This is a genomic window from Streptomyces sp. NPDC088785 (genome assembly GCF_044750685.1).
Classification (GTDB): Bacteria; Actinomycetota; Actinomycetes; order Streptomycetales; family Streptomycetaceae; genus Streptomyces.
Map to the genome: position 1 here is coordinate 116,106 of NZ_JBIVKH010000014.1, position 23,789 is coordinate 139,894.

Genomic DNA, 23,789 nt, shown 5'->3' on the forward strand with positions numbered 1-23,789 from the left:
CATGTGTGGCATCGCAGGCACCTACCGCTGGCCGGACGGCAAGATCGTCACCGACCGGCTCACCGACATCCTCGCCCACCGCGGCCCCGACGGAGCCGGCCGCTACGGCCACCCCGTCGCCGACGGCGAGGTACAGCTCGGACACCGGCGGCTCTCCATCATCGACCTGTCCGAGACCGGCGCCCAGCCGATGGTCTCCGACGGCCTCGCCCTCACGTACAACGGCGAGCTGTACAACGCGCCGGAGCTGCGCGCCGAACTGGAGTCCAAGGGCGTCCGCTTCCGCGGCACCTCCGACACCGAGGTGGTCCTGGAGGCCTGGCGGTGCTGGGGCACCGACTGCCTGCCCCGGCTGCGCGGCATGTTCGCGTTCGGCATCTTCGACGAGCGCACCGGCGAACTGGTCCTCGCCCGCGACCAGTTGGGCATCAAGCCGCTGTTCCTGCTGCGCCGCGGCACCGGGCTGGTCTTCGCCTCCGAGCTGAAGGCACTCGCCGCCGCGACCGGCGGCCGGCTCGACGTCGACCACGGCGCGATGGTCGCCTCGCTCCTCTACTACTGGGTGCCGGACTCCCGCTGCGCGTTCCGCGAGGCGGAGAAGCTGCCGCCGGGCAGCTGGCTGCGCGCGCGCCCGGACGGCCGGATCGAGCGCGGCACCTACTGGAGCCTGAAGGACGTCGCCGCCGAGGGCCAGGACCGGGCCCGCAGCGGCGAACTGCCCGACCTGGCGGCCATCGTCGAGGAGTCCACCCGGCGCCACCTGCTCGCCGACGTGCCGGTGGCGACCTTCCTCTCCGGCGGCCTCGACTCCAGCTACCTCACCGCGCTGGCCGCCCGGTACCGGCCCGGGATCTCCGCCTACACCATCGGATTCCGTGCCGAGGACGCCAAGTTCGAGGCGATGCCCGACGACCTGCGCTACGCCCGGCAGGTGGCCGAGCGGTACGGCGTCGACCTCCACGAGATCGAGATCGCGCCCGACGTGCTCGACCTGCTGCCCAGGATGACGTACCACCTGGACGAGCCGATCGGCGACCCGGCCGCCATCAACACCTTCCTGATCTGCTCGGCCGCCCGGGAGGCCGGGGTCAAGGTGATGCTGTCGGGCATGGGCGCGGACGAACTGTTCGCCGGATACCGCAAGCACCTCGCCAACACCCTCGCGCTGCGCTACCAGCGCGTGCCCCGCCCGCTGCGGCGCGGCGTGTCCGCGGCCGTCGGCCGGCTCCCGGTCGCCACCTCGCGCCGGGGACTGCGCTCGGTGCGCTTCGCGAAGCGGTTCCTGTCCTTCGCCGACCTGCCGGAGGAGACCGCGTTCCGCCGCAGCTACACCATGTACGACCAGCAGGAGCTGCTCGACCTGCTCGACCCCGACCTGGCCGGGACGGTCGACGACGTGCTCACCGAACACGCGGACACCTACCAGGACAACACCCTCGACGACTTCGTCAACCGCATGTGCCTGACCGACGCCCGGATGTTCCTGCCGGGCCTCAACCTCGCCTACACCGACCGCTCCAGCATGGCCGCGTCGACCGAGGTACGGGTGCCCTACGTGGACGTCGAGGTGGTGAAGGCCGCGTTCGCCCTGCCCGGCGACCGCAAGATCGCCGGCAAGCAGGGCAAGGCCGTCCTCAAGGAGGCGGCCACCTCGATCCTGCCCCGGGAGATCGTCTACCGGCCCAAGGGCCTGTTCAGCGCCCCGCTGCGGGCCTGGATGAGCCGGGACCTGGCACCCCTGGTGCGCGAGGTGATCAACGACGGAGAGCTGGTCCGCTCCGGTTTCCTGCGCCGCGACGCGCTGCGCCGCCTCGTCGCCGCGGACGCCGCAGGACAGCAGGACTACTCCAAGCATCTGTGGCACGTACTGACTCTCGAGTACTGGTACCGCGACGCGACCTCCGGGTCCGGCCAGAGCACTCGGTTGACGGCTTAGGAAATAGAGGAGTTCGGGTGAAGCAGGTCGTACAGAACTACAAGAGCGGCGAGCTGGCGGTGCTCGACGTGCCGGTACCGGGATGCAAGCCGGGTGGGGTGCTGGTCCGCAGCGCCTACTCGCTGATCTCCACCGGGACCGAGCTGATGAAGGTGTCCGAGGCCGGCATGTCGATGCTGGGCAAGGCGCGCTCCCGCCCCGACCAGGTGGCCAAGGTCATGCAGAGCGTGGCCACCAACGGGGTGCCCGCCACCTATCGCAAGGTGATGGGCAAGCTGGACTCCTACACACCGCTCGGCTACTCGCTGTGCGGGATCGTCGAGCAGGTCGGCGCGGGCGTCGACGACGTCAAGGTCGGCGACCTCGTGGCCTGCGCGGGCAACGAGCACGCGCTGCACGCCGAGCTGAACTGGGTGCCGAAGAACCTCTACAGCCCGGTCCCCGACGGCCTCGCGCCCCGGCACGCGGCCTTCGGCACCGTCGGCTCCATCGCGCTCCAGGGCGTCCGCCAGGGCGAGCCGCAGCTCGGCGAGTCCGCCCTGGTCATCGGGCTCGGCCTGATCGGCCAGCTGGTGGCGCAGCTGCTCACCGCCGCGGGCGTCCGCGTCGTCGGCGTCGACCCCGACCCGAGCCGCTGCGCCCTCGCCGAGAGCCTGGGCGCCGCCGCCACCGGCGACCCCGCGTCCGCCGCCGTGGAGAGCGCCGTCGCCGAGCTCACCGGCGGATACGGCGTGGACCAGGTGTACCTGGCCGCGGGCGGCGCCAGCAACCAGCCCGTCGAGCTGGCGGCCCGGCTCTGCCGCGACCGCGGCCGCGTCGTCGACATCGGCAAGTGCCGCCTCGACCTGCCCTGGAACGCGTACTACGAGAAGGAGCTCGACGTCCGCTTCTCGCGCAGCTACGGCCCCGGGCGCTACGACCCGGAGTACGAGCTGGAGGGCCGCGACTACCCGATCGGGTACGTGCGCTGGACCGAGCGCCGCAACCTCGCCTGCTTCCTCGACCTCGTCGCGCGCGGCCGGGTCGACGTGGAGCCGCTGATCTCCCACGTCGCCGACTTCGACGACGCGGTGGACACCTACCAGCGCCTGAAGGACGGCGAACTGAAGGCCGTGGCCGTCCTGTTCCGCTACGCCGACCAGCCCGCGGAGTCCCCGGCGGAGATCCCCGCACCGCGGGTGGCCGTGCCCGCCGTGAGCGCGCGGCCCCGGACCGCACGGGCCGTCCCGTCCCCGGTGCGGGTCGCCTTCGTCGGCGCGGGCAACTACGCGACCTCGATGCTGCTGCCCCACCTGAGCGAGCGCGACGGCGTCGAACTGGCCACCGTCGTCACCACGACCGCGCTGTCGGCGGCCAACGCCCAGCGCAAGTTCGGCTTCGCCGAGGCGACCACCGACCTCGACGCCGTCCTCGGCGACACGTCGATCGACGCGGTCTTCGTCGTCACCCGGCACAGCTCGCACGCCGAACTGACCCGGCAGGCCCTCCTCGCGGGCAAGTCCGTGTTCGTGGAGAAGCCCCTGGCGCTCACCGAGGACGAACTGGCCGATGTCCTCGCCGCGGTCGAGGAGTCCGGCAACGACCGGCTCCAGGTGGGCTTCAACCGGCGCTTCGCCCCGCTGCTGCACGAGGCCAAGGGCCGGTTCGGCGTCCGCACCGGACCGGCCAGCCTGCGCTACCTGGTGAACGCCGGACGGCTCCAGCAGGGCAGCTGGTACCTCCAGCAGGGCACCGAGGGCTCGCGCTTCGCCGGTGAGGGCGGCCACTTCATCGACACGGCGAGCTGGCTGCTCGACTCCGACCCGGTCTCGGTCTACGCGACCGCCCCCGCGGGGAACGAGGACCTCCAGGTCGTCGTGGGCTACCCGGACGGCTCCACCGCCACCATCAGCTACGTCACCACCGGCGCCCCCGGCTACCCCAAGGAGACGCTCGACCTGGTCGCGGACGGCAAGGTGCTCCGCTTCGACGACTTCGTCCGCGCCTCCGTCTACGGCCGCAAGCGCTGGGTCAGCTCGCGCCTGCCCAAGACCCGCGACAAGGGACAGAACGCCGAACTCGCCGCGTTCATCAGGGCCGTACGCACCGGCGGCCCGATGCCGGTGCCGCTGGAGTCGCTGGTCGCCACCACCGCGGCCACCCTCGCCGTCCGGACCGGCCTGGCCAGTGGCGCGCCCGTGACGTTGGCGGGGTCCCGATGACCATGAGCGCGGGCTGGTACCTGCGGCGCCTGTCCCGGATGGGACCGCAGGAGATCGCCGGCCGGGCCGGCGACGCGGCCCGCCGCCGCCGGTGGCGGACGGCGCGGCCGGCGGCACCGGCCGTGACCGGCGCCCGGTTCACGGCCGTCCTGCCCGCCGGGACGATCGCCGCGATCCCGCCGGACGCCGCCAAGCGGCTCGTCGCCGACGCGGACCGGCTGCTGGACGGGCACGCCGAGTACTTCGGCGTGGCCCGCGACGACCTGACCGACCCCGACTGGTCGCGCGACCCGAAGACCGGCCGCCGCGCCTCGGCCGGCTACGCCTTCGACGTGCCGTACCGCGACGAGGACACGGTCGGCGACATCAAGCAGATCTGGGAGCCCTCCCGGCACCAGCACCTCACCCGGCTCGCCGCCGCCTACGCGGTCACCGGCGACGAGCGGTACGCCGAGCGCGCCGCCGACCACCTGCGCTCGTGGTGGGCGGCCAACCCGCCGCTGCGCGGCGTGCACTGGATCAGCGGCATCGAGCTGGGCATCCGGCTGCTGTCCTGGGTGTGGGTGCGCCGGCTCCTCGACGGCTGGTCCGGCGCCGGCGCGCTGTTCGAGGACAACCCGGTGGCGGTCGGCCAGATCTGGCACCACCAGCGCTGGCTGGCCGCGTTCCCCAGCCGGGGCTCGTCGGCCAACAACCACGTCATCGCCGAGACCGCCGGCCAGTACGCGTCGGCCTGCGCCTTCGACTGGTTCCCGGACTCGCCCCGCTGGCGGGAGAACGCGCTGCGCTCCCTCGACAGGAACCTGCGCGCCAACACCTTCCACTCCGGCCTCAACCGCGAGCTGGCCTCCGAATACCACGGGCTCGTCCTCGAACTCGGCCTGGCCGCGCTGGCCGAGGCCGACGCCGCGGGCCGGCCGGTCCCGGCGACCCTGCGGATCGTCCTGCTGCGGATGACCGACGCGCTCGCCGCCGTCGTCGACAACCGGCTCCGGTCGCCGCGCCAGGGCGACGCCGACGACGGCCACGGCCTGATCGTGGACGGCGCGGGCACCGACCGCTGGGCCTCGCTGCTCGCCACCGGCGACGCCGCGTTCGGCCGGCTCGACTGGTGGCCCGAGGTGACCGCCACCGATGTGCGCACCCCGCTGCTGGCCGCCCTCATCCACCGGGCGACCCCGGCCGTGACCCGGCCGCGGACCCGCCCCGCCCACTTCGCCGACGCCGGGACGACCGTGCTGCGCGGCCCGGAGAAGCTCTGGGTCCGCTGCGACGGCGGCCCGCACGGCTTCCTGTCCATCGCCGCGCACGCCCACGCCGACGCGCTGTCCGTCGAGGTCCGGCACGACGGGGTCGACGTGCTCGCCGACCCCGGGACCTTCTGCTACCACGGCGAGCCCGAGTGGCGGCGGTACTTCCGCTCCACCCTGGGCCACAACACCCTGGAGCTGGACGGCACCGACCAGTCCGCGTCCGGCGGCCCGTTCCTGTGGACCCGGCACGCGCGCACCCGTGTCCTGGACGTCGACACCTCCGCCGACGGCGTGGCCCGGTGGAGCGCCGAGCACGACGGCTACCAGCCGTCCGTGCACCGCCGCCGGGTCGAGCTGACCACCGCGACCGAGGAACTGCGCCTGGTCGACGAGGTCCGCGGGCCGCGCCGCGACGTCCGGCTCGCCTTCCACCTGGGCCCGGCCGTCGCCGCCGACCTGGTGGGCGGCCGCGCCGTCCTCACCTGGATCCACGAGGGCGAGGGCCGCTCCGCCGTGCTCGACCTGCCCGGGCAGCTGTCCTGGCGGGCGCACCGCGGGGAGAGTGATCCGCCGCTGGGCTGGTACTCGCCGGGCTTCGGACGCAAGGAACCCACCACCACACTGGTCGGGACCGGCAGCGCCGACGGCGCCGCCGACTTCACGACCGTGCTCAGATTCCGCGGCTAGGGGCACACGTGGACCACAAAAGACGGCACTGGGCGTTCGCGGTGGCACCGCTGACGCTGGTCCTGCTGGCGACGGCCGGCTGCGACAGCACGCCGACGTCGGAGGCCGGGGCCAAGCCGAAGAGCACCCCGTCGGCCGCCGCACCGGCGAAGACACCCGTGGCCCGGGTGTGCGCCGAGCCCCCGGCCGGACCGGCGAAGGCACCGGCCGGCGCGGTCACCATCGACCCCAAGAAGGTCGGCGACCTCGCGGAGAAGACCAAGAGCAGTCCCGCGCACACCACGTTCTGGCTGCGCCCGGGCACCCACCGGCTCGACCCCGACCGCTACGCCCAGATCGTGCCCAAGAAGGGCGACCGCTACCTCGGGGCGCCCGGCGCGGTGCTCGACGGCGCCAAGAAGAACCAGTACGCGTTCACCGGCACCGCCACCGACGTCACCATCAGCCACCTGACGGTGCAGCGGTTCGTGGCCCCGCCGGACGAGGGCGTGGTCAACCACGACTCGGGCGACGGCTGGGTGATCGAGCACTCGAGGATCCAGAACAACGACGGCGCCGCGCTGATGGCCGGCGTCGGCCAGCAGGTCCGCGCCAACTGCCTGCGCGACAACGGCCAGTACGGCATGAACGCGTACAAGGGCGGCGGCCGGCTCACCGGCCTCGTCGTCGAGGGCAACGAGATCGTCGGCAACAACACCGGCGACTGGGAGCGCAAGCGCAAGGGCTGCGGCTGCACCGGAGGCATCAAGTTCTGGGCCGTCGACGGCGCCGACGTGCGCGGCAACTGGGTGCACGACAACCGCGGCACGGGCCTGTGGGCCGACACCAACAACAACGACTTCCGCATCGAGAAGAACGTCCTGGAGGACAACGACGGCGCCGCGCTGATCTACGAGACCAGCTACAACGCGGTCATCCGGAACAACACCATCCGGCACAACAACTGGGTCGAGGGCCGCAAGGCGGCCAGGAGCGGTGACACCTTCCCGTTCGCCACCGTCTACCTCTCCGAGTCCGGCGGCGAACCACGGATCAAGGCCCGTACCGACAAGATCGACATCTACGGCAACCTGCTGGAGGACAACTGGTCCGGGATCACCCTCTGGGAGAACGCCGACCGGTTCTGCAACAGCCCCGCCAACACCTCCTCCGGCGACTGCACCCTCCTGGTGAAGAAGACCAAGCGGTGCGCCGAACCGGGCATAGGCAAGGCACCGCTGTACGGCGACTGCCGCTGGAAGACCCAGCGGGTGGACATCCACGACAACCGCTTCGTGCTCGACAAGTCCGTCGTCAAGTGCACCGAGAAGTGCGACCGCATGGCGGTGCTCGCCAACTACGGCACCTATCCCGACTGGTCGCCGTACCAGGGCGAGAAGGTCGCCGAGGCGATCACCCACAAGCAGGACAACCGCTGGCACGACAACGTCTACCGCGGACCCTGGAAGTTCGTCGTCCAGGACCAGAGCAAGGTCATCGATTTCTCGCAGTGGAAGAGCCAGGGCTTCCGGCAGGACAAGGGCTCCACCCTCGAACCGCGGGCGGGTGGTTGAGATGACCGCGGCGCTCCACACCCCGGCGCGGGACACCGGGCCGCGCCCGGCGGGCCCGCCGCGGCTCGCCGGCGTCGCCTGGGGGCTGCTGATCCTCAACACGCTCGGCTCCGCCGGCGCGAAGACGATCATCCCGCTGCCCCGCTCGCTCATCCAGATGGTCACCATGGGCTCGCTGGTCGCCGCGTTCGCCCTCGCGCTCGCGGTCAACCTCCGGCTGCGGTTCCGGCCCAGCGCGTACGTGCTCCTGCTGACCCTGCTGCTGGTGCCGAGCGTGCTCTCCAGCGTCCACCTGGAGTCCGGGTTCGGCGCGCTGTTCCGCTGCACCCGGCTCGCCCTCTTCGTGGGCACGCTGTGGCTGCTCACCCGCTGGTGGGACGGCGGCCTGACCTTCGTACGGCACCACATCCGGGTGTACTTCGCCGTGCTCGGGACGGTCGCCGCGGGCCTGGTCGTCTCGCCCGGCGCGGCGATGCCCGAGATCTACGGAGGACGGCTCGTCGGCGCCCTGTGGCCGCTCACCCCGCCGCAGATCGGCCAGTACGCCGCCGTGATCATCGGCCTCACCGTGCTGCTGCTCCTGGGCCGGCGCACCGACCGCAGGAGCGCGACGGTCGTCATCGTGCCGTCGCTCGTCCTGCTCATGCTGACCCACACCCGCACGGCCACCCTCGGCCTGCTCATCGGACTGGTCCTGGCGATCGGCTCGCTGCTGCTGACCAGCGCCGCCGCCCGCCGGTTCTTCACCTGGACGGTGGTGATCGCCACGGTCCTCGCCGTGGGCTTCGCCTCCGCGCTCCAGGCCTGGTTCCTGCGCGGGCAGAGCCAGGAGAACTTCTCCAACCTCACCGGCCGCGCCAAGGTCTGGGACGCCCTGCTCGCCCAGCCGCGGTCGGTCTCCCAGGAGCTGTTCGGCGTGGGCCTGGGCGACAAGTCCTTCGGCGGACTGCCCATCGACAACAGCTGGCTGGCCGTCTACAACGAACAGGGCATGATCGGCGTCACCATCGTTGCCGTGATCATCCTGGTGCTGGCCGGGGTCGCGCTGCTGCGGCCGCCCTCCCTGCAACGGGCCTGCGCGATCTTCCTGATCAGCTACTGCGCGATCGCGTCCTACACCGAGGCCGGCCTCGGCGACGCCTCCCCGTACCTGCTCCATCTCGGCCTGGCCGCGGCCCTGCTGGCCGGGCCCGGCACCCGGCCGACGCCGACGCCGCCGCCCGTGGTGCCGCCGCAGTCGCGCGCCTCGTCCCGTCCGTACATCCCGCGCTGGGCCCGACGCCCGGAGGTGACCTGAGCATGCACGTCCTCGTGGTGCACAACCGCTATGCCTCGGCACAGCCGAGCGGGGAGAACAAGGTCGTCGACCAGGAGGTGGAGCTGCTGCGCGCGGCCGGCCACCGGGTCGACGTGTTCGAGCGGCGCAGCGACGACATCGCCCGCCGCTCCCTGCTCGGCAAGGCCGCGCTGCCGCTGCTCGTCCCGTGGAACCCCGCGGTCCGCTCGGAACTCGCGGCGCGGCTGCGCGCCGAGCGGCCGGACATCGTCCACGTCCACAACGTCTTCCCGCTGCTGTCGCCGGCGGTCCTCGCGGCCTGCGCCGACGCCGACGTGCCCGCCGTCGCGACGCTGCACAACTACACCCAGGTCTGCCCGCCCGGCACGCTCCAGCGGGACGGCGCCGCCTGCACCGAGTGCGTCGGCGGCACCCCGCTGCCCGCCGTCCGGCACGGCTGCTACCGCGGCTCCCGGCTCGCCACCGTGCCGCTCGCGGTGAGCCTGTCCGTGAACCGGCGCCGCTGGTGGTCCGGGGTGGAGCGGTTCCTGTGCATCTCCGCGGCGCAGCGCGACGTGCTCGCGGCGGCGGGGATGCCGGCCGACCGGCTGGCCGTCAAGCACAACTTCGTGCCCGACCCCGGCGCCCGCCGCGTCGGCGAGGGGGAGCACCTGCTCTTCCTCGGCCGGCTCGCGGAGGCCAAGGGGATCCGCCTGCTGATGGCCGCGTGGGACCTGCTCGCGGCCCGGGGCGGCCTCGGCGTGCCGCTCGTGATCGCCGGCACCGGGCCCCTGGAGCGCGAGGTCGGCGCCTGGGCGGCGGGCCGCGACGACGTGCGCCACGCGGGCCTGCTGGACACGGCGGAGTGCCGCAAGGTGACCGCGGGTGCGGTCGCCGTGGTGGCCCCCTCGACCTGGCTCGAAGCGTTCGGCCTGGTCGCCGTCGAGGCGATGGCGGCCGGCGTGCCGGTCGTCGCCGCCGGCCACGGGGCGTTCGTCGAACTCGTCGAGGAGGGCGTCACCGGGCTGTTGCACCGGCCGGGCGACGCCGCCTCGCTCGCTTCCCGCCTGGAGCGGATCGCGGCCGACCCGGTCCGCAACCAGGAGATGGGCCGGGCGGCCCGCGGCCGGTACGAGCGGGGCTTCAGCCCGGCCGTCGGCCTGGAGCGCCTGATGGAGGAGTACCGCACCGCGATCGCGGGGCGGGCAGCACCGACTCGTGGCGGGGACACCCGCGCGAGCAGGGGGGATGGGGAAAGTACATGACACGATGCCGACTCTGCGGCTCGGAAGCCATGGCGAGCGTCGTCGACCTTGGGGCGACACCGCCGTGCGAGAGCTTCCTCGCCGCTGACCGACTGGACCAGCCGGAGCCGGCGTACCCGTTGCACCTGCGGGTCTGCACCGACTGCTGGCTGGCGCAGATCCCACCGCTCATCACACCCGAGGAGACGTTCAAGGAGTACGCGTACTTCTCCTCGTTCTCCACCTCCTGGGTGGAGCACGCGCGCACCTTCGTCGCCGACGCCGTGGAACGGGCGGGGCTCGGCGCCGACTCCTTCGTCGTCGAGGTCGCGAGCAACGACGGCTACCTCCTCAAGCACGTGGTGGACCGCGACATCCGCTGCCTGGGCGTCGAGCCGTCGGTGAACGTCGGCGCGGCGGCCAGGGACGCGGGCGTGCCCACGCTCACCGAGTTCCTCAGCCCGGAGACCGGGGCGGCCGTCCGCGCCGAACACGGCCCGGCGAACCTGGTCGTGGCGAACAACGTGTACGCGCACATACCCGACGTCATCGGGTTCACCCAGGGGCTGCGCGCGCTCGTCGCCGACGACGGCTGGGTCTCCATCGAGGTGCAGCACCTGCTCACCCTGATCGAGGAGAACCAGTACGACACGATCTACCACGAGCACTTCCAGTACTACACGGTCGCGTCCGCGATCCGGGCCCTGGCCAGCGGCGGACTGACCCTCGTCGACGTCGAGCTGCTGCCCACCCACGGCGGCTCCGTCCGGCTGTGGGCGCGTCCCGCCGAGGCGGCCGGCGAGCCCTCGCCGCGCGTCACCGACGTCCTGGCCCGCGAGAAGGCCGCCGGACTCCAGGAGCTCTCCGGGTACACCGAGTTCTCCGCCCGGGTCGCCAAGGTCCGCCGCGACCTGCTGCGGTTCCTCATCGACGCGGCCGACCGCGGCGAGAGCGTCGTCGGCTACGGCGCCCCCGGCAAGGGCAACACCCTGCTCAACCACTGCGGCATCCGGCCCGACCTGCTCGCGTACACGGTCGACCGCAACCCCTACAAGCACGGCCGGTACACCCCCGGCACCCGCATCCCGATCCTGCCGCCCGAGCAGATCGCCGCCGACCGGCCCGACTACGTCCTCGTCCTGCCGTGGAACCTGCGGGACGAACTCGTCGAGCAGCTCTCCTTCGTCCACGAGTGGGGCGGCCGGCTCGTCTTCCCGGTCCCGGAACTGAGCATCGTCGAGGGTGCGTCTTCGAAGGAGGTCTCGGCATGAAGGTCGTTCTCTTCTGCGGCGGTTACGGCATGCGGATGCGCAGCGGCGCCACCGACGACGTGCCCAAGCCGATGGCGATGGTCGGACCCCGGCCGCTGATCTGGCACGTCATGCGCTACTACGCGCACTTCGGGCACACGGAGTTCATCCTGTGCCTCGGCTACGGCGCCCACCACATCAAGGACTTCTTCCTCAACTACGAGGAGACGACGTCCAACGACTTCGTGCTCAGGGGCGGCAGGACGGAGCTGCTGTCCACCGACATCTCGGACTGGACCATCACCTTCGCCCAGACCGGCATCGAGTCCCCGATCGGGGAGCGGCTGCGCCGGGTCCGCCACCACCTCGACGGCGACGAGATGTTCCTCGCCAACTACGCCGACGTGCTCACCGACGCCCCGCTGCCGGAGATGATCGACCGGTTCGCCGAGCGGGACGCGGGCGCGTCGATGATGGTCGTCCCGCCCCAGTCCTCCTTCCACTGCGTGGAGCTCGCCGAGGACGGACTCGTCGGCGGCATCACCGCGGTGAGCGACATGCCGCTGTGGGAGAACGGCGGCTACTTCGTGCTCCGCCAGGAGGTCTTCGACCACATCCCGGAGAACGGCGACCTGGTCGCCGACGGCTGCGGCCGGCTCGCCAAGGAGGGCCGCCTGGTCGCCCACCGCCACCGCGGCTTCTGGAAGCCGACCGACACGGTGAAGGAGCGTGCCGCCCTCGACGCCGCCTACGCGCGCGGCGAGCGCCCGTGGGCCGTCTGGGAACAGGACACCGCGGGGGTACACGGGTGATCCGCCTCGGAGCCGGTCCCCTCGACCGGATCGTCGCCGTCGGCGCCCACTGCGACGACATCGCCATCGGCGCCGGCGGCACCCTGCTGGCCCTGTGCCGGGCGCGGCCCGGCCTGCGGGTCGACGCGCTGGTGCTGTCCGGCGGCGGCACCGACCGGGAGCAGGAGGAGCGGGCCGCGCTCGCCGCCTTCTGCCCCGGCGCCGATCTGCGGCTGACCGTCGACAAGATGCCGGACGGCCGCTTCCCGGCGTACTGGCCGGAGGCCAAGGCCGCGGTCGAGGAGCTGCGCGAGCGCGCCGACCCGGACCTCGTCCTGGCCCCGCGCACCGACGACGCGCACCAGGACCACCGGGGCCTGGCGCGCCTGATGACCACGGCCTTCCGCGACCACCTCGTGCTCGGCTACGAGATCGTCAAGTGGGACGGCGACCTCGGCCGGCCGGCGGCGTACCAGCCGCTGTCGCCGGAGACCGCCGAACAGAAGGTCACGCTGCTCCAGGAGCACTACCCCTCGCAGCGGCACCGGCCCTGGTACGACCGCGAGGCCTTCCTCGGCCTCGCCCGCATTCGCGGCATCGAATGCCACGCGCGCTACGCCGAGGCCTTCGCCGTCACCAAACTCACGCTCGACCTGGGGGATTGAACCTTGCGCGTACTGCTGACCGGACACCAGGGCTATCTCGGCACCGTCATGGCGCCGGTCCTCGCCGCCGCCGGACACGACGTCGTCGGGCTCGACGCCGGACTGTTCGCCGACTGCGTCCTCGGCCCGCTGCCCGACGACCCGCAGGGGCACCGGGTGGACCTGCGCGACGTCACCGCCGAACACGTGGCGGGCGTCGACGCCGTCATCCACCTGGCCGCGCTGTCCAACGACCCGCTCGGCTCCCTGGCACCCGAACTCACCTACGACATCAACCACCACGCGTCCGTCCGGCTGGCCCGGCTCGCCCGCGAGGCGGGGGTGCGGCGCTTCCTGTACGCGTCGACCTGCTCGGTGTACGGCGCCGCGGGCGGCGACGACCTGGTCGCCGAGGACGCCCCGCTGCGCCCGGTGACCCCGTACGCGGAGTCCAAGGTGCGGGTGGAGGACGACCTGCACGCGCTCGCCGACGACGACTTCACCCCGGTGTACATGCGCAACGCCACCGCGTTCGGCTTCTCGCCGCGGCTGCGCGCCGACATCGTCCTCAACAACCTGGTCGGACACGCGCTGCTGTCCGGCGAGGTCCTCGTCCTGTCCGACGGCACGCCCTGGCGCCCGCTGGTGCACGCCGCCGACATCGCGCAGGCCTTCACCGCCGCCCTGACCGCGCCCCGCGAGGCGGTGCACGACCGGGCGTTCAACATCGGCAGCGAGGTCAACAACGTCACCGTCGCCGAGATCGCCGACCAGGTCGCCGAGGCGGTCGCCGGGGCGAAGGTGCGGATCACCGGGGAGAACGGCGCCGACCCGCGCTCGTACCGGGTGGACTTCTCCCGCTTCCGCGCCGCGATCCCCGGCTTCGACTGCGCGTGGACGGTCGAGCGGGGCGCCCGCGAACTCGCCGACAGGTACCGCGAGCACAAGCTGACCAAGGACGACTTCGACCAGCGCTTCACCCGGCTCGCCGTGCTGCGCGCGGCGTCCGGGTCCGGCGCCGTCGACGACACCCTGCGGTGGCGCCGATGAGCTCTGCCGGCGAGGAGATGCATGCTCTGGTGGAGCGGATGTACCCGCTCTGCCGGAGCATCACCGGCGACGGGGTGCGCGCCACCCTGGACATCGTCGGGGAGTACGTCCCGCTCCAGGTGCACGAGGTGCCGACCGGCACCCAGGTGCTCGACTGGACGGTGCCGCAGGAGTGGAACATCCGGGACGCGTACATCGCCGACAGCACCGGCAGGAGGGTCGTCGACTTCGCGGCGTCCAGCCTGCACGTGCTCGGCTACAGCGTCCCGGTGGCGCGGACCATGCCGCTCGCCGAGCTGCGCGCCCACCTGCACACCCTGCCGGACCGGCCCGAGTGGGTCCCCTACCGCACGAGTTACTACAAGCCGGAGTGGGGATTCTGCCTGGCCCAGGAGACCCTGGACGCGCTGCCCGACGGCGACTACGAGGTGCGCGTCGACTCCACCCTCGCGGACGGCCACCTCACCTACGCCGAGCACGTGGTCCCCGGCCAGGTGTCCGACGAGGTGATCGTCTCCTGCCACACCTGCCACCCGTCGCTGGCCAACGACAACCTGGCCGGCATCGCCGTGGCGACCTTCCTGGCCCGCGAACTCGCCGAGCGGAACCCGTACTACACCTACCGGTTCATCTACGCGCCCGGCACCATCGGAGCCATCACCTGGCTCGCCCGCAACGCCGAGCGGGTCGAGCGGGTCAGACACGGGATCGTGCTGGCCTGCGCCGGGGACAGGGGGCAACTCACGTACAAGCAGAGCCGAAGGGGCGACGCCGAGATCGACCGGGTGCTGCGGCACGTGCTGCGCACCTCCGAACGCCCCCACCGGGTCAACGAGTTCACGCCGTACGGATACGACGAGCGGCAGTACTGCTCGCCCGGCTTCGACCTCGGCGTGGGCTCGCTGACCCGCACCCCGTACGCCGGATATCCGGAGTACCACACCTCCGCGGACGACCTCGACTTCGTCGCCCCGGAGGCGATGACGGACACCCTCGCGGTGCTCCGGGAGGCGTTCGGCGTCCTCGACCGCAACCGCGCCTACGTCAACCTCAGCCCGTACGGCGAGCCGCAGTTGGGGCGGCGCGGACTGTACGACGCGCTCGGCGGGCGCAGCGACACCAAGCAGGCGCAGATGGCCATGCTCTGGGTGCTCAGCCTGTCCGACGGCGCGCACACGCTGCTGGACGTCGCCGAGCGCTCCGGGCTGCCCTTCGACACCGTCGCCGACGCCGCCGCCGCCCTGCACGGCGCCGGACTGGTCAAGGCGTGACGCCGATGGCCACGGAGGGGGAGAGCGCGCGGATCACGGCGCAGCCGGCGGGCTCGGCGAAGCGGGCCCTGCTCGGACGCCTGTCCTGGGGCCTGGCCGACCAGGCGGCCTCCAGCATCTCCAACTTCGTGGTGGGCATCTATGTGGCCCGCTCGCTGGGGGTGGCCGCCTTCGGCGTCTTCAGCCTCGCCTGGGTCACGTACGGCGTGGTGCTCAACATCTCGCGCGGGCTCGCCACCGACCCGCTCGTGGTCCGCTTCAGCGGGGTCGCCGAGGACACCTGGCGCGGGGCGGTGGCCCGGTCCACCGGCACCGCGCTCGGCGTCGGCTCCGTCCTCGGCGTGGTGTGCCTGGCCGCCGGGCTGACGGCCGGCGGCCGGGTCGGGCCCGCGTTCGCCTGCCTCGGCGTCATGCTCCCGGGGCTGCTGCTCCAGGACGCCTGGCGGTACTCGTTCTTCGCCGCGGGCGTCGGACGCAAGGCGTTCCTCAACGACGTCGTGTGGGGCGTGGCCCTCGTCCCGGCCATGGTCGTGGCCGCCCGCGTGGACACCGTGGCCGCCTTCGTCGTCGCCTGGGGCGCCTCCGCCACCGTGGCGGGCGCCTACGGCTACGTCCAGTCCGGCATCCTGCCCCGGGTCACCCGCGCCCGCGGCTGGCTGCGCGAACAGCGCGACCTCGGCTACCGCTACCTCGTCGAGAACACCTGCCTCAGCGGCGCCAGCCAGGTGCGCGCCTACGGCCTCGGCGCGATCGTCGGCGTCAGCGCGGTCGGCGCCGTCCGCGGCGCGGAACTCCTGATGGGCCCGTTCCTCGCCGTGCTGATGGGCCTCTCGCTCGTCACCGTCCCCGAGGCGGCCCGGGTGCTGCGGCAGGCCCCGCAACGCCTCTACCGCTTCTGCCTCCTGCTCGGCGGCGGCCAGGCCGCCGGAGCGCTGCTGTGGGGCACGGCGCTGCTGCTGATGCCCGACCGGGCGGGCGACCTCGTCCTCGGCGACGTCTGGCACTCCGCCTCCCGGCTCATCGTGCCGATCACCCTCGGCGTCGCGGGCGCCGGCCTCGGTACCGGCGCGGCGGCCGGTCTGCGGGCACTCGGCGCGGCCCGGCTGAGCCTGCGCTCCCAGCTGTTCGCCTCCGCCTGCTACGTCAGCGGCGGCCTCGGCGGCGCGGTCGCCGGCGGCACGGTCGGCTCGGCCTGGGGCGTCGCCGTCGCGACGCTGATCGGCTCGGCCGTGTGGTGGCTGTCCCTGCGGTCGGGCCTGCGCCATCACCACCCCATTCCCGAAGTGAGGAACACATGACCCCCCACCCCAGGCTGAGCGTCGGCCTGCCCGTCTACAACGGCGAGGAGTACCTGGCCGAGTCCCTCGACGCGCTGCTGGGCCAGACGTACGAGGACTTCGAGCTGATCATCTCGGACAACGCCTCCACCGACGGCACCCAGGACATCTGCCGCCTGTACGAGGCCAAGGACTCCCGGATCCGCTACCAGCGGCTGCCCCGCAACATCGGCGCCACCCCGAACCACAACCGGCTGCTCGACCAGGCCCGCGGCGAACTGTTCAAGTGGGCCTCGCACGACGACCTCTACGGCCGCGACCTCCTGCGCCGGTGCGTCGAGGCGCTCGACGAGCACCCCGACGTCATCCTCGCCCACACCGACCAGGCCGTCATCGACGGCGGCGGCAGGGTGACCGTCCCCTACGAGTACACCCTCAAGACCGCCTCCCCGCACGCGCCGGAGCGCTTCCGCAGCCTGCTCTTCGAGCCGGGCGGCGACGACTTCTACGGCGTCCTGCGCACCGACGTGCTGCGCCGCGTGAAGCCCATGGACAGCTACCACCACGCGGACCGCACCTACGTCGCCGAGATCACCCTGCACGGCCGCTTCCACCAGGTGCCGGAGCTGCTGTACTTCCGCCGCGACCACCCGGGCCGCGCCGAGCGGGCCAACCCCTCCAAGCGCTCCCGGTGCGTCAACCTCGACCCGCGCCGGGCGGGCCCGCTGCACCCCACGCCCCGGCTGCTCGCCGAATACCTGTGGGGCTTCGCCTCGGCGGTGCGCCGCGCCCCGCTGTCCCCGGCCGACCGGCGCGCCTGCTACCGCCACCTCGCCGCCTGGACGACCAGCCGGGTGCGGCCCGGCGCCGGTGAACGCGTCGAGGACCGGGCCCCCGTCGACCCGGCGCAGCTCACGGTCTCCGTCGACGACATCGTCGCCGGCCGCGAGGGGAGGCGGACATGAGCGCCGCACCGCGCCGGCCCGTGCGGGTGGGGGTGTTCGGGCTGCTCGGCTCGGGCAACCTGGGCAACGACGGATCCCTCGAAGCCGTCCTGCGCTACCTGCGCACCGATCACCCGGACGCCGTCGTGGACGCGCTCTGCGGCGGACCCGAGGCCGTCACGGCCCGCTTCGGCATCCCCGCGACTCGGCTGCACTGGAACCGCGCGGAGTACCGGACCGCCTCCCGCCTCGGCTCCGTCGCCGCGAAGGGCGCCGGCAAGCTCGTCGACGTCTTCCGCACCGCCGCCTGGGTGCGCCGCCACGACGTGGTCATCGTCCCCGGCATGGGCGTCCTGGAGGCCACCCTCCCGCTGCGGCCGTGGGGCTTCCCGTACTCGCTCTTCCTGCTCTGCGCGAGCGGACGGCTCCAGCGCACCCCGGTCGCCCTCGTCGGCGTCGGCGCCGCCGAGATCCGCAGCCGGCCCACCCGCGCCCTGGTCCGCTGGTCCGCCCGCTGCGCCGCCTACCGCTCGTACCGCGACGGCCCGTCCCGCGACGCGATGCGGGCCATGGGCGTGGACACCGGCCGCGACGAGGTCTACCCCGACCTCGCGTTCTCCCTCCCGGCGCCACGACCGGACGCGCCCACCGGCACGCCCGGCACGGTCTGCCTCGGCGTCATGGACTTCCACGGCGGCAACGACGACCGGGCCCGCGCCGACGAGATCCACCGGCGCTACCTCGACGGCACCATCCGCTTCGTGCGCACCCTCACCGGCGAGGGCCGGCCGGTGCGCCTGCTCACCGGCGACCGGTGCGACACGGCGGTGGTCGACGCGATCCTCGCCGCCGTCGACTCGCCCCTGGTCACCGCGGCCGAACCGGCCTCCCTGGCCGACCTGATGGCCGAGATGGCCGCCGCCGACGCCGTCGTCGCGGTCCGCTACCACAATCTGATCTGCGCCCTGAAGACGGGAGTCCCCGTCCTCGCCCTCTGCTACGCCACGAAGAGCGAGGCGCTCATGGAGCGGATGGGCCTCGGCGCCCACTGCCACCCGGCGCGCGAGGTCGACGCCGACCGGCTGCTCGAACAGTTCCGCGCCCTGGAGAAGGACGCGGCCGAACTGCGGCGGACCCTCGTCGCGACCAATCGCACGGCGACGGAACAACTCGCCGACCAGTTCCGCGCGTTGACCACCACCCTGTTCCCGGCGCACCCTCGCGCCAAGGCCCTGCGGGAGACGGCATGAAGGCGATCGAAGTCCCCGAGATCGACGGGGCGTTCCTCCTCGAACCCACCCCGCACACCGACGAACGCGGCTTCTTCTGCCGCACCTTCGACGCCGAGGTGATCCGCTCGGTGGGGCTCGACCCGAACGCCTTCGTGCAGGACAGCGTGTCCCGCACGGTCCGGGGCGTGGTGCGCGGCCTGCACCTGCGCTCCGGCGCGGGCGAGGCCAAGCTGGTGCGCTGCTCCCACGGGAAGATCTTCGACGTCGTCGTGGACCTGCGGCCCGCGTCGCCGACCTACCGCAACCGCGCCTTCTTCGAACTGTCCGGCGACACCCAGCGGACCGTGTACATCCCGGCGGGATGCGCGCACGGCTTCCAGTCGCTCACCGAGACCGCCGACACGTCGTACCGGATCGACCGCCCCCACGATCCGTCCGAGGACGTGACGATCGCCTTCGACGACCCGGAGTTCGCCATTCCCTGGCCGCTGCCGGTCACGTCGATGTCCCCGCGGGACCGCGAGGCGCCCCGCCTCGCCGAGGTCCTGAAACTCCAGAGAGGATGACGCCGGCTTGCACCAGAACGACTTCGCGCTGCCCCGATCCCTGGCGGCGAACGAGCGACTGCACGCGCTGATCCCCGGCGGCGCACACACGTACGCCAAGGGCGACGACCAGTACCCCGAGGACCTGGCACCGGTCATCAGCCACGGCCGGGGCGCCGAGGTGTGGGACGTCGACGGCAACCGCTACGTCGAGTACGGCTCCGGCCTGCGGTCGGTCAGCCTCGGCCACGCCCATCCCCGGGTGCTGGAGGCGGTGCGGCGCGAACTGGACCGGGGGAGCAACTTCGTGCGGCCCTCCATCGTGGAGGTGGCGGCCGCCGAGCGGTTCCTGGCCACCGTGCCGACCGCCGACATGGTGAAGTTCGCGAAGAACGGCTCGGACGTGACCACCGCCGCGGTCCGGCTGGCCCGCGCGGTCACCGGGCGGGCCCGCGTGGCCATCTGCGCCGACCAGCCGTTCTTCTCCGTCGACGACTGGTTCATCGGCACCACCCCGATGGCCGCCGGCATCCCGGACGCGATCAACGAGCTGACGGTGACGTTCCCGTACGGGGACCTGGCCGCCACCGAGGAACTGCTGACCCGGTACCGGGACGAGGTCGCCTGCCTGATCCTCGAACCCGCGGGCCACTCCGAGCCGCCGGAGGGATATCTCGCGGGCCTGCGCGAGCTGGCGGACCGGCACGGCTGCCTGCTGGTGTTCGACGAGATGATCACCGGCCTGCGCTGGTCCGAGGCCGGTGCGCAGGGGCTGTACGGCGTCGTGCCCGACCTCTCCACGTTCGGCAAGGCGCTGGGCAACGGGTTCGCGGTCTCCGCCCTCGCCGGACGGCGCGACCTCATGGAGCACGGCGGCCTGCGCCATCCGCACGAGCGGGTGTTCCTGCTGTCGACCACGCACGGCGCGGAGACGCACTCCCTGGCCGCGGCCATGGCCGTGCTCGGCACCTACGTCGAGGAGGGCATCACCGCGCGGCTGCACACCCTCGGCGAGCGGCTCGCCGCCGGGGTCCGGGAGGCCGCGGCCACGGCGGGCGTCGCGGACCACGTCGTCGTCCGCGGCCGGGCCAGCAACCTCGTCTTCGGCACCCTCGACGAGAAGCTGCGGCCCTCGCAGGAGTACCGCACGCTCTTCTTGCGGCAACTCCTCGCGAGCGGCGTGCTGGCGCCGTCGTTCGTGGTGAGCAGCGCGCTCACCGACGCCGACATCGAGCAGACCGTGGAGGCCGTCGCCGCTGCCTGCGCGGTCTACCGCACGGCACTGGACGCGGGCGATCCCACCCCTTGGCTGGGCGGACGGCCGGTCAGGCCCGTCTTCCGCCGCCTGGTGTGAGCGGCCGTCAGTGACGCACCGGGAGGCCGGCACCGGACATCCGGCCGGCCGTCCGGTCGATCAGCCACCCGGTCGCCGGGACCAGGACGAGCGCGGTGCACCAGCCGCCGAGCACGTCCGTCGGGTAGTGCGCGCCCAGGGCGACCTGGGCCCACCCCATCGTGGCGCCGCCGGCCAGCGCGACGCCGAGCACCAGGGCGAGCCCCGCCGCGCGGCCGAGCCCGAGCAGGCCGGCCGCGCACAGGGCGAGGGCCACCGCGAGCGCGGTGGCGAAGGCGGTGTGGCCGCTCGGGTACGAGAGGTTGCCGGGGCCGTGGATGGTGCGGCCCACCACGTGCTTGACCAGGGTCGTCGCGACCACGGACACCACGGCACCCGCGACGACGAGCGCCGCCGACCGGGGCCGCCGCAGCAGCAGACAGCCCGCGACGAGGAGCACGACCAGCGCCACCGACCCCACGGGCTCGCCGAGGAAGTCGAGGCCCAGGGCGATGCGCCGCCACGGCTGCCCCACGCTGTCCGCCGTCGGATCGATGAACCACCGGTCCACGGTGCCGGGCGCGGTGTGGTCCGCGTACATGACGGCGAGGACGGCGACCACCACCGCGGCGAGCGCGGCGACCAGGCCGAGCGGCGCGCGCGAGGGCCGGTGCAGCGCCTCGGGCGTCGCCGGCCCGTCGGTCCCCGCCCGGTGCGGGTGGCCTTCGTGCCCGCCGTCCAGGTCTGCTTCTGCCAGGCGATTCACCGCGTGTGCTCCCTGTCGTGTCCGGCCGACCGTCCAGCGCCCATCATCGCTCCTCGAACGCCGTTCCCGTGCCGGAAACCAGATGATTCGTCAGCTGATGCGCCCGGGGCGAGCAGCCCAACTCGGCGCAACCCCGCGCGAGTGTCACGAGTCGGTCCGAGTCTGCGGTAAACAGACATCCACAAGCGCTTGCTGGCGCCATGATGTCTGCCCTGCGCGGACAGGAGCGCGGGTGGACCTTGGGGGACCGGTGGCAGGAACACAGGCGGTCGGGGCGGGCGATCCGGAGCGGATCGGACCGTATCGGGTGGTGGGCCGGCTGGGGGCCGGCGGCATGGGGCGGGTGTATCTGGCGCGTTCCAAGGGCGGCCGCGCGGTCGCGGTGAAGGTGGTGCGTCCCGAGCTGGCGGAGGACCGGGAGTTCCGGGCGCGGTTCGCGCGGGAGGTCGCCGCCGCGCGCCGGGTGAACGGGGTGTTCACCGCGGGGGTGGTGGACGCGGACGCCGAGGCGGACCCGCCCTGGCTCGCCACCGCCTACGTGCCGGGCCTCTCGCTCGACGCGGCGGTGGCGCTGCACGGAGCATGGGCGGCGGAACCGGTCGCCACCCTGGCGGCGGGCCTCGCGGAGGCGCTGGAGGCCATCCACGCGGCGGGGCTCGTGCACCGCGACCTGAAGCCGTCGAACGTCCTCCTGGCGGCGGACGGGCCGCGCGTCATCGACTTCGGCATCTCGACGGCGACCGAGGCCAGCGCGATCACCCGGACCGGAGTGGTGATCGGGACGCCCGGCTTCATGTCGCCCGAGCAGCTGACGGGGGAGCCGGTCGGACCCGCCAGCGACGTGTTCGCGCTGGGCGCGGTCCTCGCGTTCACCGCGTCCGGCGCGGGCCCCTTCGGCACCGGCTCGGCGCAGGGCCTCATGTACCGCATCGTGCACGGCGAACCCGACCTGACGCCCGTGCCCGCCGCACTGCGGCCCCTGCTCGCGCGCTGCCTGGCCAAGAACCCGGCGGCCCGGCCGCGGGTCGGGGAGCTGCTGGCCGAGCTGACCGACGCGACCCGCACGACGCTGTTGTTCACCAGCGCGGACTGGCTCCCGGCGGCCGTCGCCGCCGGGGTGCGCGCGGTGCGCGACGGTGCGCCGCCGTTCCGGGGCGGCACACCGCCGCCGCCCCGGACGCCGCCGCCGTACGGCGCGTCGACCGTCACCGGCCCGCGGCCGCAGGCGCCCCCGGTGCCCTCGACGCCGCCGCCCGCCTACACGCCGACGGCCTTCGCCGGGTCGGCGACCGGCGGCTTCGGGCCGCCGACGGCGACCCGCCCGGCGCCGCTGCCCGGCGGCCCCGGCGGACCGCCCGGGAAGCCGTCGCGCGGCCGGCGGGCGGGCGTGGTCGCCGCGGCTCTCGCCGGGGTGCTGGCCATCGGTCTTGTCGCCTGGCAGGCCGACGCCGTCCTCGGCGGGGGCTCGAACGCGGGCGGAAGCTCCAGCAGCCCCTCGTCGGGCTCCTCGTACTCGTCGTACTCCTCGCCCTCCTCGCCCTCCTCGCCGTCGTACTCCGACACGCCGTCGCCCTCGGACTCCGCACCGGTGGTGCCCGCGACGGACAGCCCGTCCTCCAGCCCTTCGCCCAGTACGTCCCCGACCCCCGACGAGAGCACGTCGGACAGCCCGACGCCCTCCGACTCCGAGGAGACGGACGACCTGTCGGGCCGGTGGGACGGCAGCTATCTCTGCAACCAGGGCATCACCGGTCTGTCGCTCACCGTCGAGCAGCACGGCGACGGCAGCGCCGACGCCGTGTTCTCGTTCTACCCGGCGCCCTCCAACCCGGGGGTGCCCCGCGGCTCGTTCGCGATGGAAGGGACGTACACGGGCGGCGTGCTGACCCTCCGGGCCAGCCACTGGATCGACCAGCCGCCCGGCTACGCCGCGGTCAACCTGTCGGCGACGTACGACAGCTCGACCCCCGACCACCTCGACGGGCTGGTCTACGGGGCGAACTGCACGACCTTCTCCACACAGCGGTCCTGACCCGGGGGACGGGGCTCAGGCGGGCGTGTCGCCGTGCGCCGCGCGGCGGTACAGCTCGTTCAGCCGCTGCGCCTCCTCGAGCTGGTCCTCGAGGATCACGATGCGGCAGGCCGCCTCGATGGGCGTGCCCTGGTCGACGAGTTCCCGGGCGCGGGCGGCGACCCGCAGCTGATAGCGCGAGTAGCGGCGGTGGCCGCCGTCCGACCGGAGCGGGGTGATCAGGCGGGCGTCACCGAGCGCCCGCAGGAAGCCGGGGGTGGTGCCGAGCATTTCGGCCGCCCGGCCCATCGAGTACGCGGGGTAGTCGTCGTCGTCCAGCCGGCCGCTGAGCGGGTTGTCTGCCGTCATTCCACCTTCAAGGTCTCATCCGTCGAGAGACCCCGGCGCCGTACGGCAGCGAGGCCCCGGGGGAAATTCAACACCATGCGCGGGTCCCGCTCCCGCGCGGCGGCGGGCCGACGGCGACACAAGCTGCGCGCGGGCCCGGCGCTGCATAGAATCTGC

General features: G+C 73.2%; 19 protein-coding genes. 17 read left to right on the top strand and 2 right to left on the bottom strand.

The features are described 5' to 3' along the window. Position 1 precedes the first annotated feature (1 nt). Genes asnB through ACIP5K_RS29660 form a run of 16 tightly spaced genes read left to right on the top strand, consistent with a single transcriptional unit; the run spans position 2 to position 20,508 of the window. Complete coding sequence (gene asnB / locus ACIP5K_RS29585; RefSeq protein ID WP_401414410.1) at positions 2–1,936, top strand: asparagine synthase (glutamine-hydrolyzing); 1,935 nt, start codon at positions 2–4, stop codon at positions 1,934–1,936. A 17-nt stretch (positions 1,937–1,953) separates the two neighbouring features. Beyond that, the gene (locus ACIP5K_RS29590) at positions 1,954–4,137 is read left to right on the top strand and encodes a bi-domain-containing oxidoreductase (protein WP_401414412.1); all 2,184 of its coding nucleotides are present in this window, start codon (positions 1,954–1,956) and stop codon (positions 4,135–4,137) included. Next, positions 4,134–6,077, top strand: coding sequence for an alginate lyase family protein (locus ACIP5K_RS29595; RefSeq protein ID WP_401414414.1), 1,944 nt, complete (start codon positions 4,134–4,136; stop codon positions 6,075–6,077). The genes ACIP5K_RS29590 and ACIP5K_RS29595 overlap by 4 nt, the downstream gene beginning before the upstream one ends. Positions 6,078–6,085: 8 nt before the next feature. Further along, entirely contained in the window at positions 6,086–7,630 is a 1,545-nt protein-coding gene (locus ACIP5K_RS29600; RefSeq protein ID WP_401414416.1) for a right-handed parallel beta-helix repeat-containing protein, read from the top strand. A 1-nt stretch (position 7,631) separates the two neighbouring features. Then, positions 7,632–8,927, top strand: coding sequence for an O-antigen ligase domain-containing protein (locus ACIP5K_RS29605; RefSeq protein ID WP_401414418.1), 1,296 nt, complete (start codon positions 7,632–7,634; stop codon positions 8,925–8,927). A gap of 2 nt (positions 8,928–8,929) precedes the next feature. Continuing rightward, on the top strand, positions 8,930–10,171 hold the full coding sequence (locus tag ACIP5K_RS29610; RefSeq protein WP_401414420.1) for a glycosyltransferase: 1,242 nt from the start codon (positions 8,930–8,932) through the stop codon (positions 10,169–10,171). Continuing rightward, positions 10,168–11,421: a class I SAM-dependent methyltransferase gene (locus tag ACIP5K_RS29615; protein WP_401414422.1), complete on the top strand. Its 1,254-nt coding sequence runs from the start codon at positions 10,168–10,170 to the stop codon at positions 11,419–11,421. Before ACIP5K_RS29610 ends, ACIP5K_RS29615 begins: the two co-directional genes overlap by 4 nt. Then, positions 11,418–12,212, top strand: coding sequence for a glucose-1-phosphate cytidylyltransferase (locus tag ACIP5K_RS29620; protein WP_401414424.1), 795 nt, complete (start codon positions 11,418–11,420; stop codon positions 12,210–12,212). Before ACIP5K_RS29615 ends, ACIP5K_RS29620 begins: the two co-directional genes overlap by 4 nt. Beyond that, complete coding sequence (locus ACIP5K_RS29625; protein WP_401414426.1) at positions 12,209–12,856, top strand: PIG-L deacetylase family protein; 648 nt, start codon at positions 12,209–12,211, stop codon at positions 12,854–12,856. Before ACIP5K_RS29620 ends, ACIP5K_RS29625 begins: the two co-directional genes overlap by 4 nt. Positions 12,857–12,859: 3 nt before the next feature. Further along, positions 12,860–13,885, top strand: coding sequence for an NAD-dependent epimerase/dehydratase family protein (locus tag ACIP5K_RS29630; protein WP_401414428.1), 1,026 nt, complete (start codon positions 12,860–12,862; stop codon positions 13,883–13,885). After that, positions 13,882–15,156 (top strand): DUF4910 domain-containing protein, encoded by a 1,275-nt coding sequence (locus ACIP5K_RS29635; RefSeq protein WP_401414429.1) that lies wholly within the window; start codon positions 13,882–13,884, stop codon positions 15,154–15,156. Before ACIP5K_RS29630 ends, ACIP5K_RS29635 begins: the two co-directional genes overlap by 4 nt. Positions 15,157–15,161: 5 nt before the next feature. After that, on the top strand, positions 15,162–16,454 hold the full coding sequence (locus tag ACIP5K_RS29640) for a hypothetical protein (RefSeq protein ID WP_401414431.1): 1,293 nt from the start codon (positions 15,162–15,164) through the stop codon (positions 16,452–16,454). Next, a complete protein-coding gene (locus tag ACIP5K_RS29645) occupies positions 16,451–17,398 on the top strand; it encodes a glycosyltransferase family 2 protein (RefSeq protein WP_401414433.1) in 948 nt (315 codons plus the stop codon). Before ACIP5K_RS29640 ends, ACIP5K_RS29645 begins: the two co-directional genes overlap by 4 nt. Further along, positions 17,395–18,627 carry a polysaccharide pyruvyl transferase family protein gene (locus tag ACIP5K_RS29650; protein WP_401414434.1) on the top strand — a complete coding sequence of 411 codons (1,233 nt, stop codon included), beginning with the start codon at positions 17,395–17,397 and terminating at the stop codon, positions 18,625–18,627. Before ACIP5K_RS29645 ends, ACIP5K_RS29650 begins: the two co-directional genes overlap by 4 nt. Then, positions 18,624–19,175, top strand: coding sequence for a dTDP-4-dehydrorhamnose 3,5-epimerase family protein (locus tag ACIP5K_RS29655; protein WP_401414436.1), 552 nt, complete (start codon positions 18,624–18,626; stop codon positions 19,173–19,175). The genes ACIP5K_RS29650 and ACIP5K_RS29655 overlap by 4 nt, the downstream gene beginning before the upstream one ends. 7 nt (positions 19,176–19,182) lie before the next feature. After that, on the top strand, positions 19,183–20,508 hold the full coding sequence (locus tag ACIP5K_RS29660) for a glutamate-1-semialdehyde 2,1-aminomutase (protein WP_401414437.1): 1,326 nt from the start codon (positions 19,183–19,185) through the stop codon (positions 20,506–20,508). Positions 20,509–20,515: 7 nt separating this feature from the next. On the opposite strand, the gene ACIP5K_RS29665 is transcribed toward ACIP5K_RS29660, so the two are convergent. Then, positions 20,516–21,163 (bottom strand): phosphatase PAP2 family protein, encoded by a 648-nt coding sequence (locus ACIP5K_RS29665; RefSeq protein ID WP_401414544.1) that lies wholly within the window; start codon positions 21,161–21,163, stop codon positions 20,516–20,518. A 340-nt stretch (positions 21,164–21,503) separates the two neighbouring features. Between ACIP5K_RS29665 and ACIP5K_RS29670 the strand changes: the two genes are divergently transcribed. Then, complete coding sequence (locus tag ACIP5K_RS29670; protein WP_401414439.1) at positions 21,504–23,285, top strand: serine/threonine-protein kinase; 1,782 nt, start codon at positions 21,504–21,506, stop codon at positions 23,283–23,285. A gap of 15 nt (positions 23,286–23,300) precedes the next feature. Here ACIP5K_RS29670 and ACIP5K_RS29675 read toward each other — a convergent pair whose 3' ends face one another. Next, on the bottom strand, positions 23,301–23,633 hold the full coding sequence (locus tag ACIP5K_RS29675; RefSeq protein ID WP_401414441.1) for a MerR family transcriptional regulator: 333 nt from the start codon (positions 23,631–23,633) through the stop codon (positions 23,301–23,303). Between the last annotated feature and the right edge of the window lie 156 nt (positions 23,634–23,789).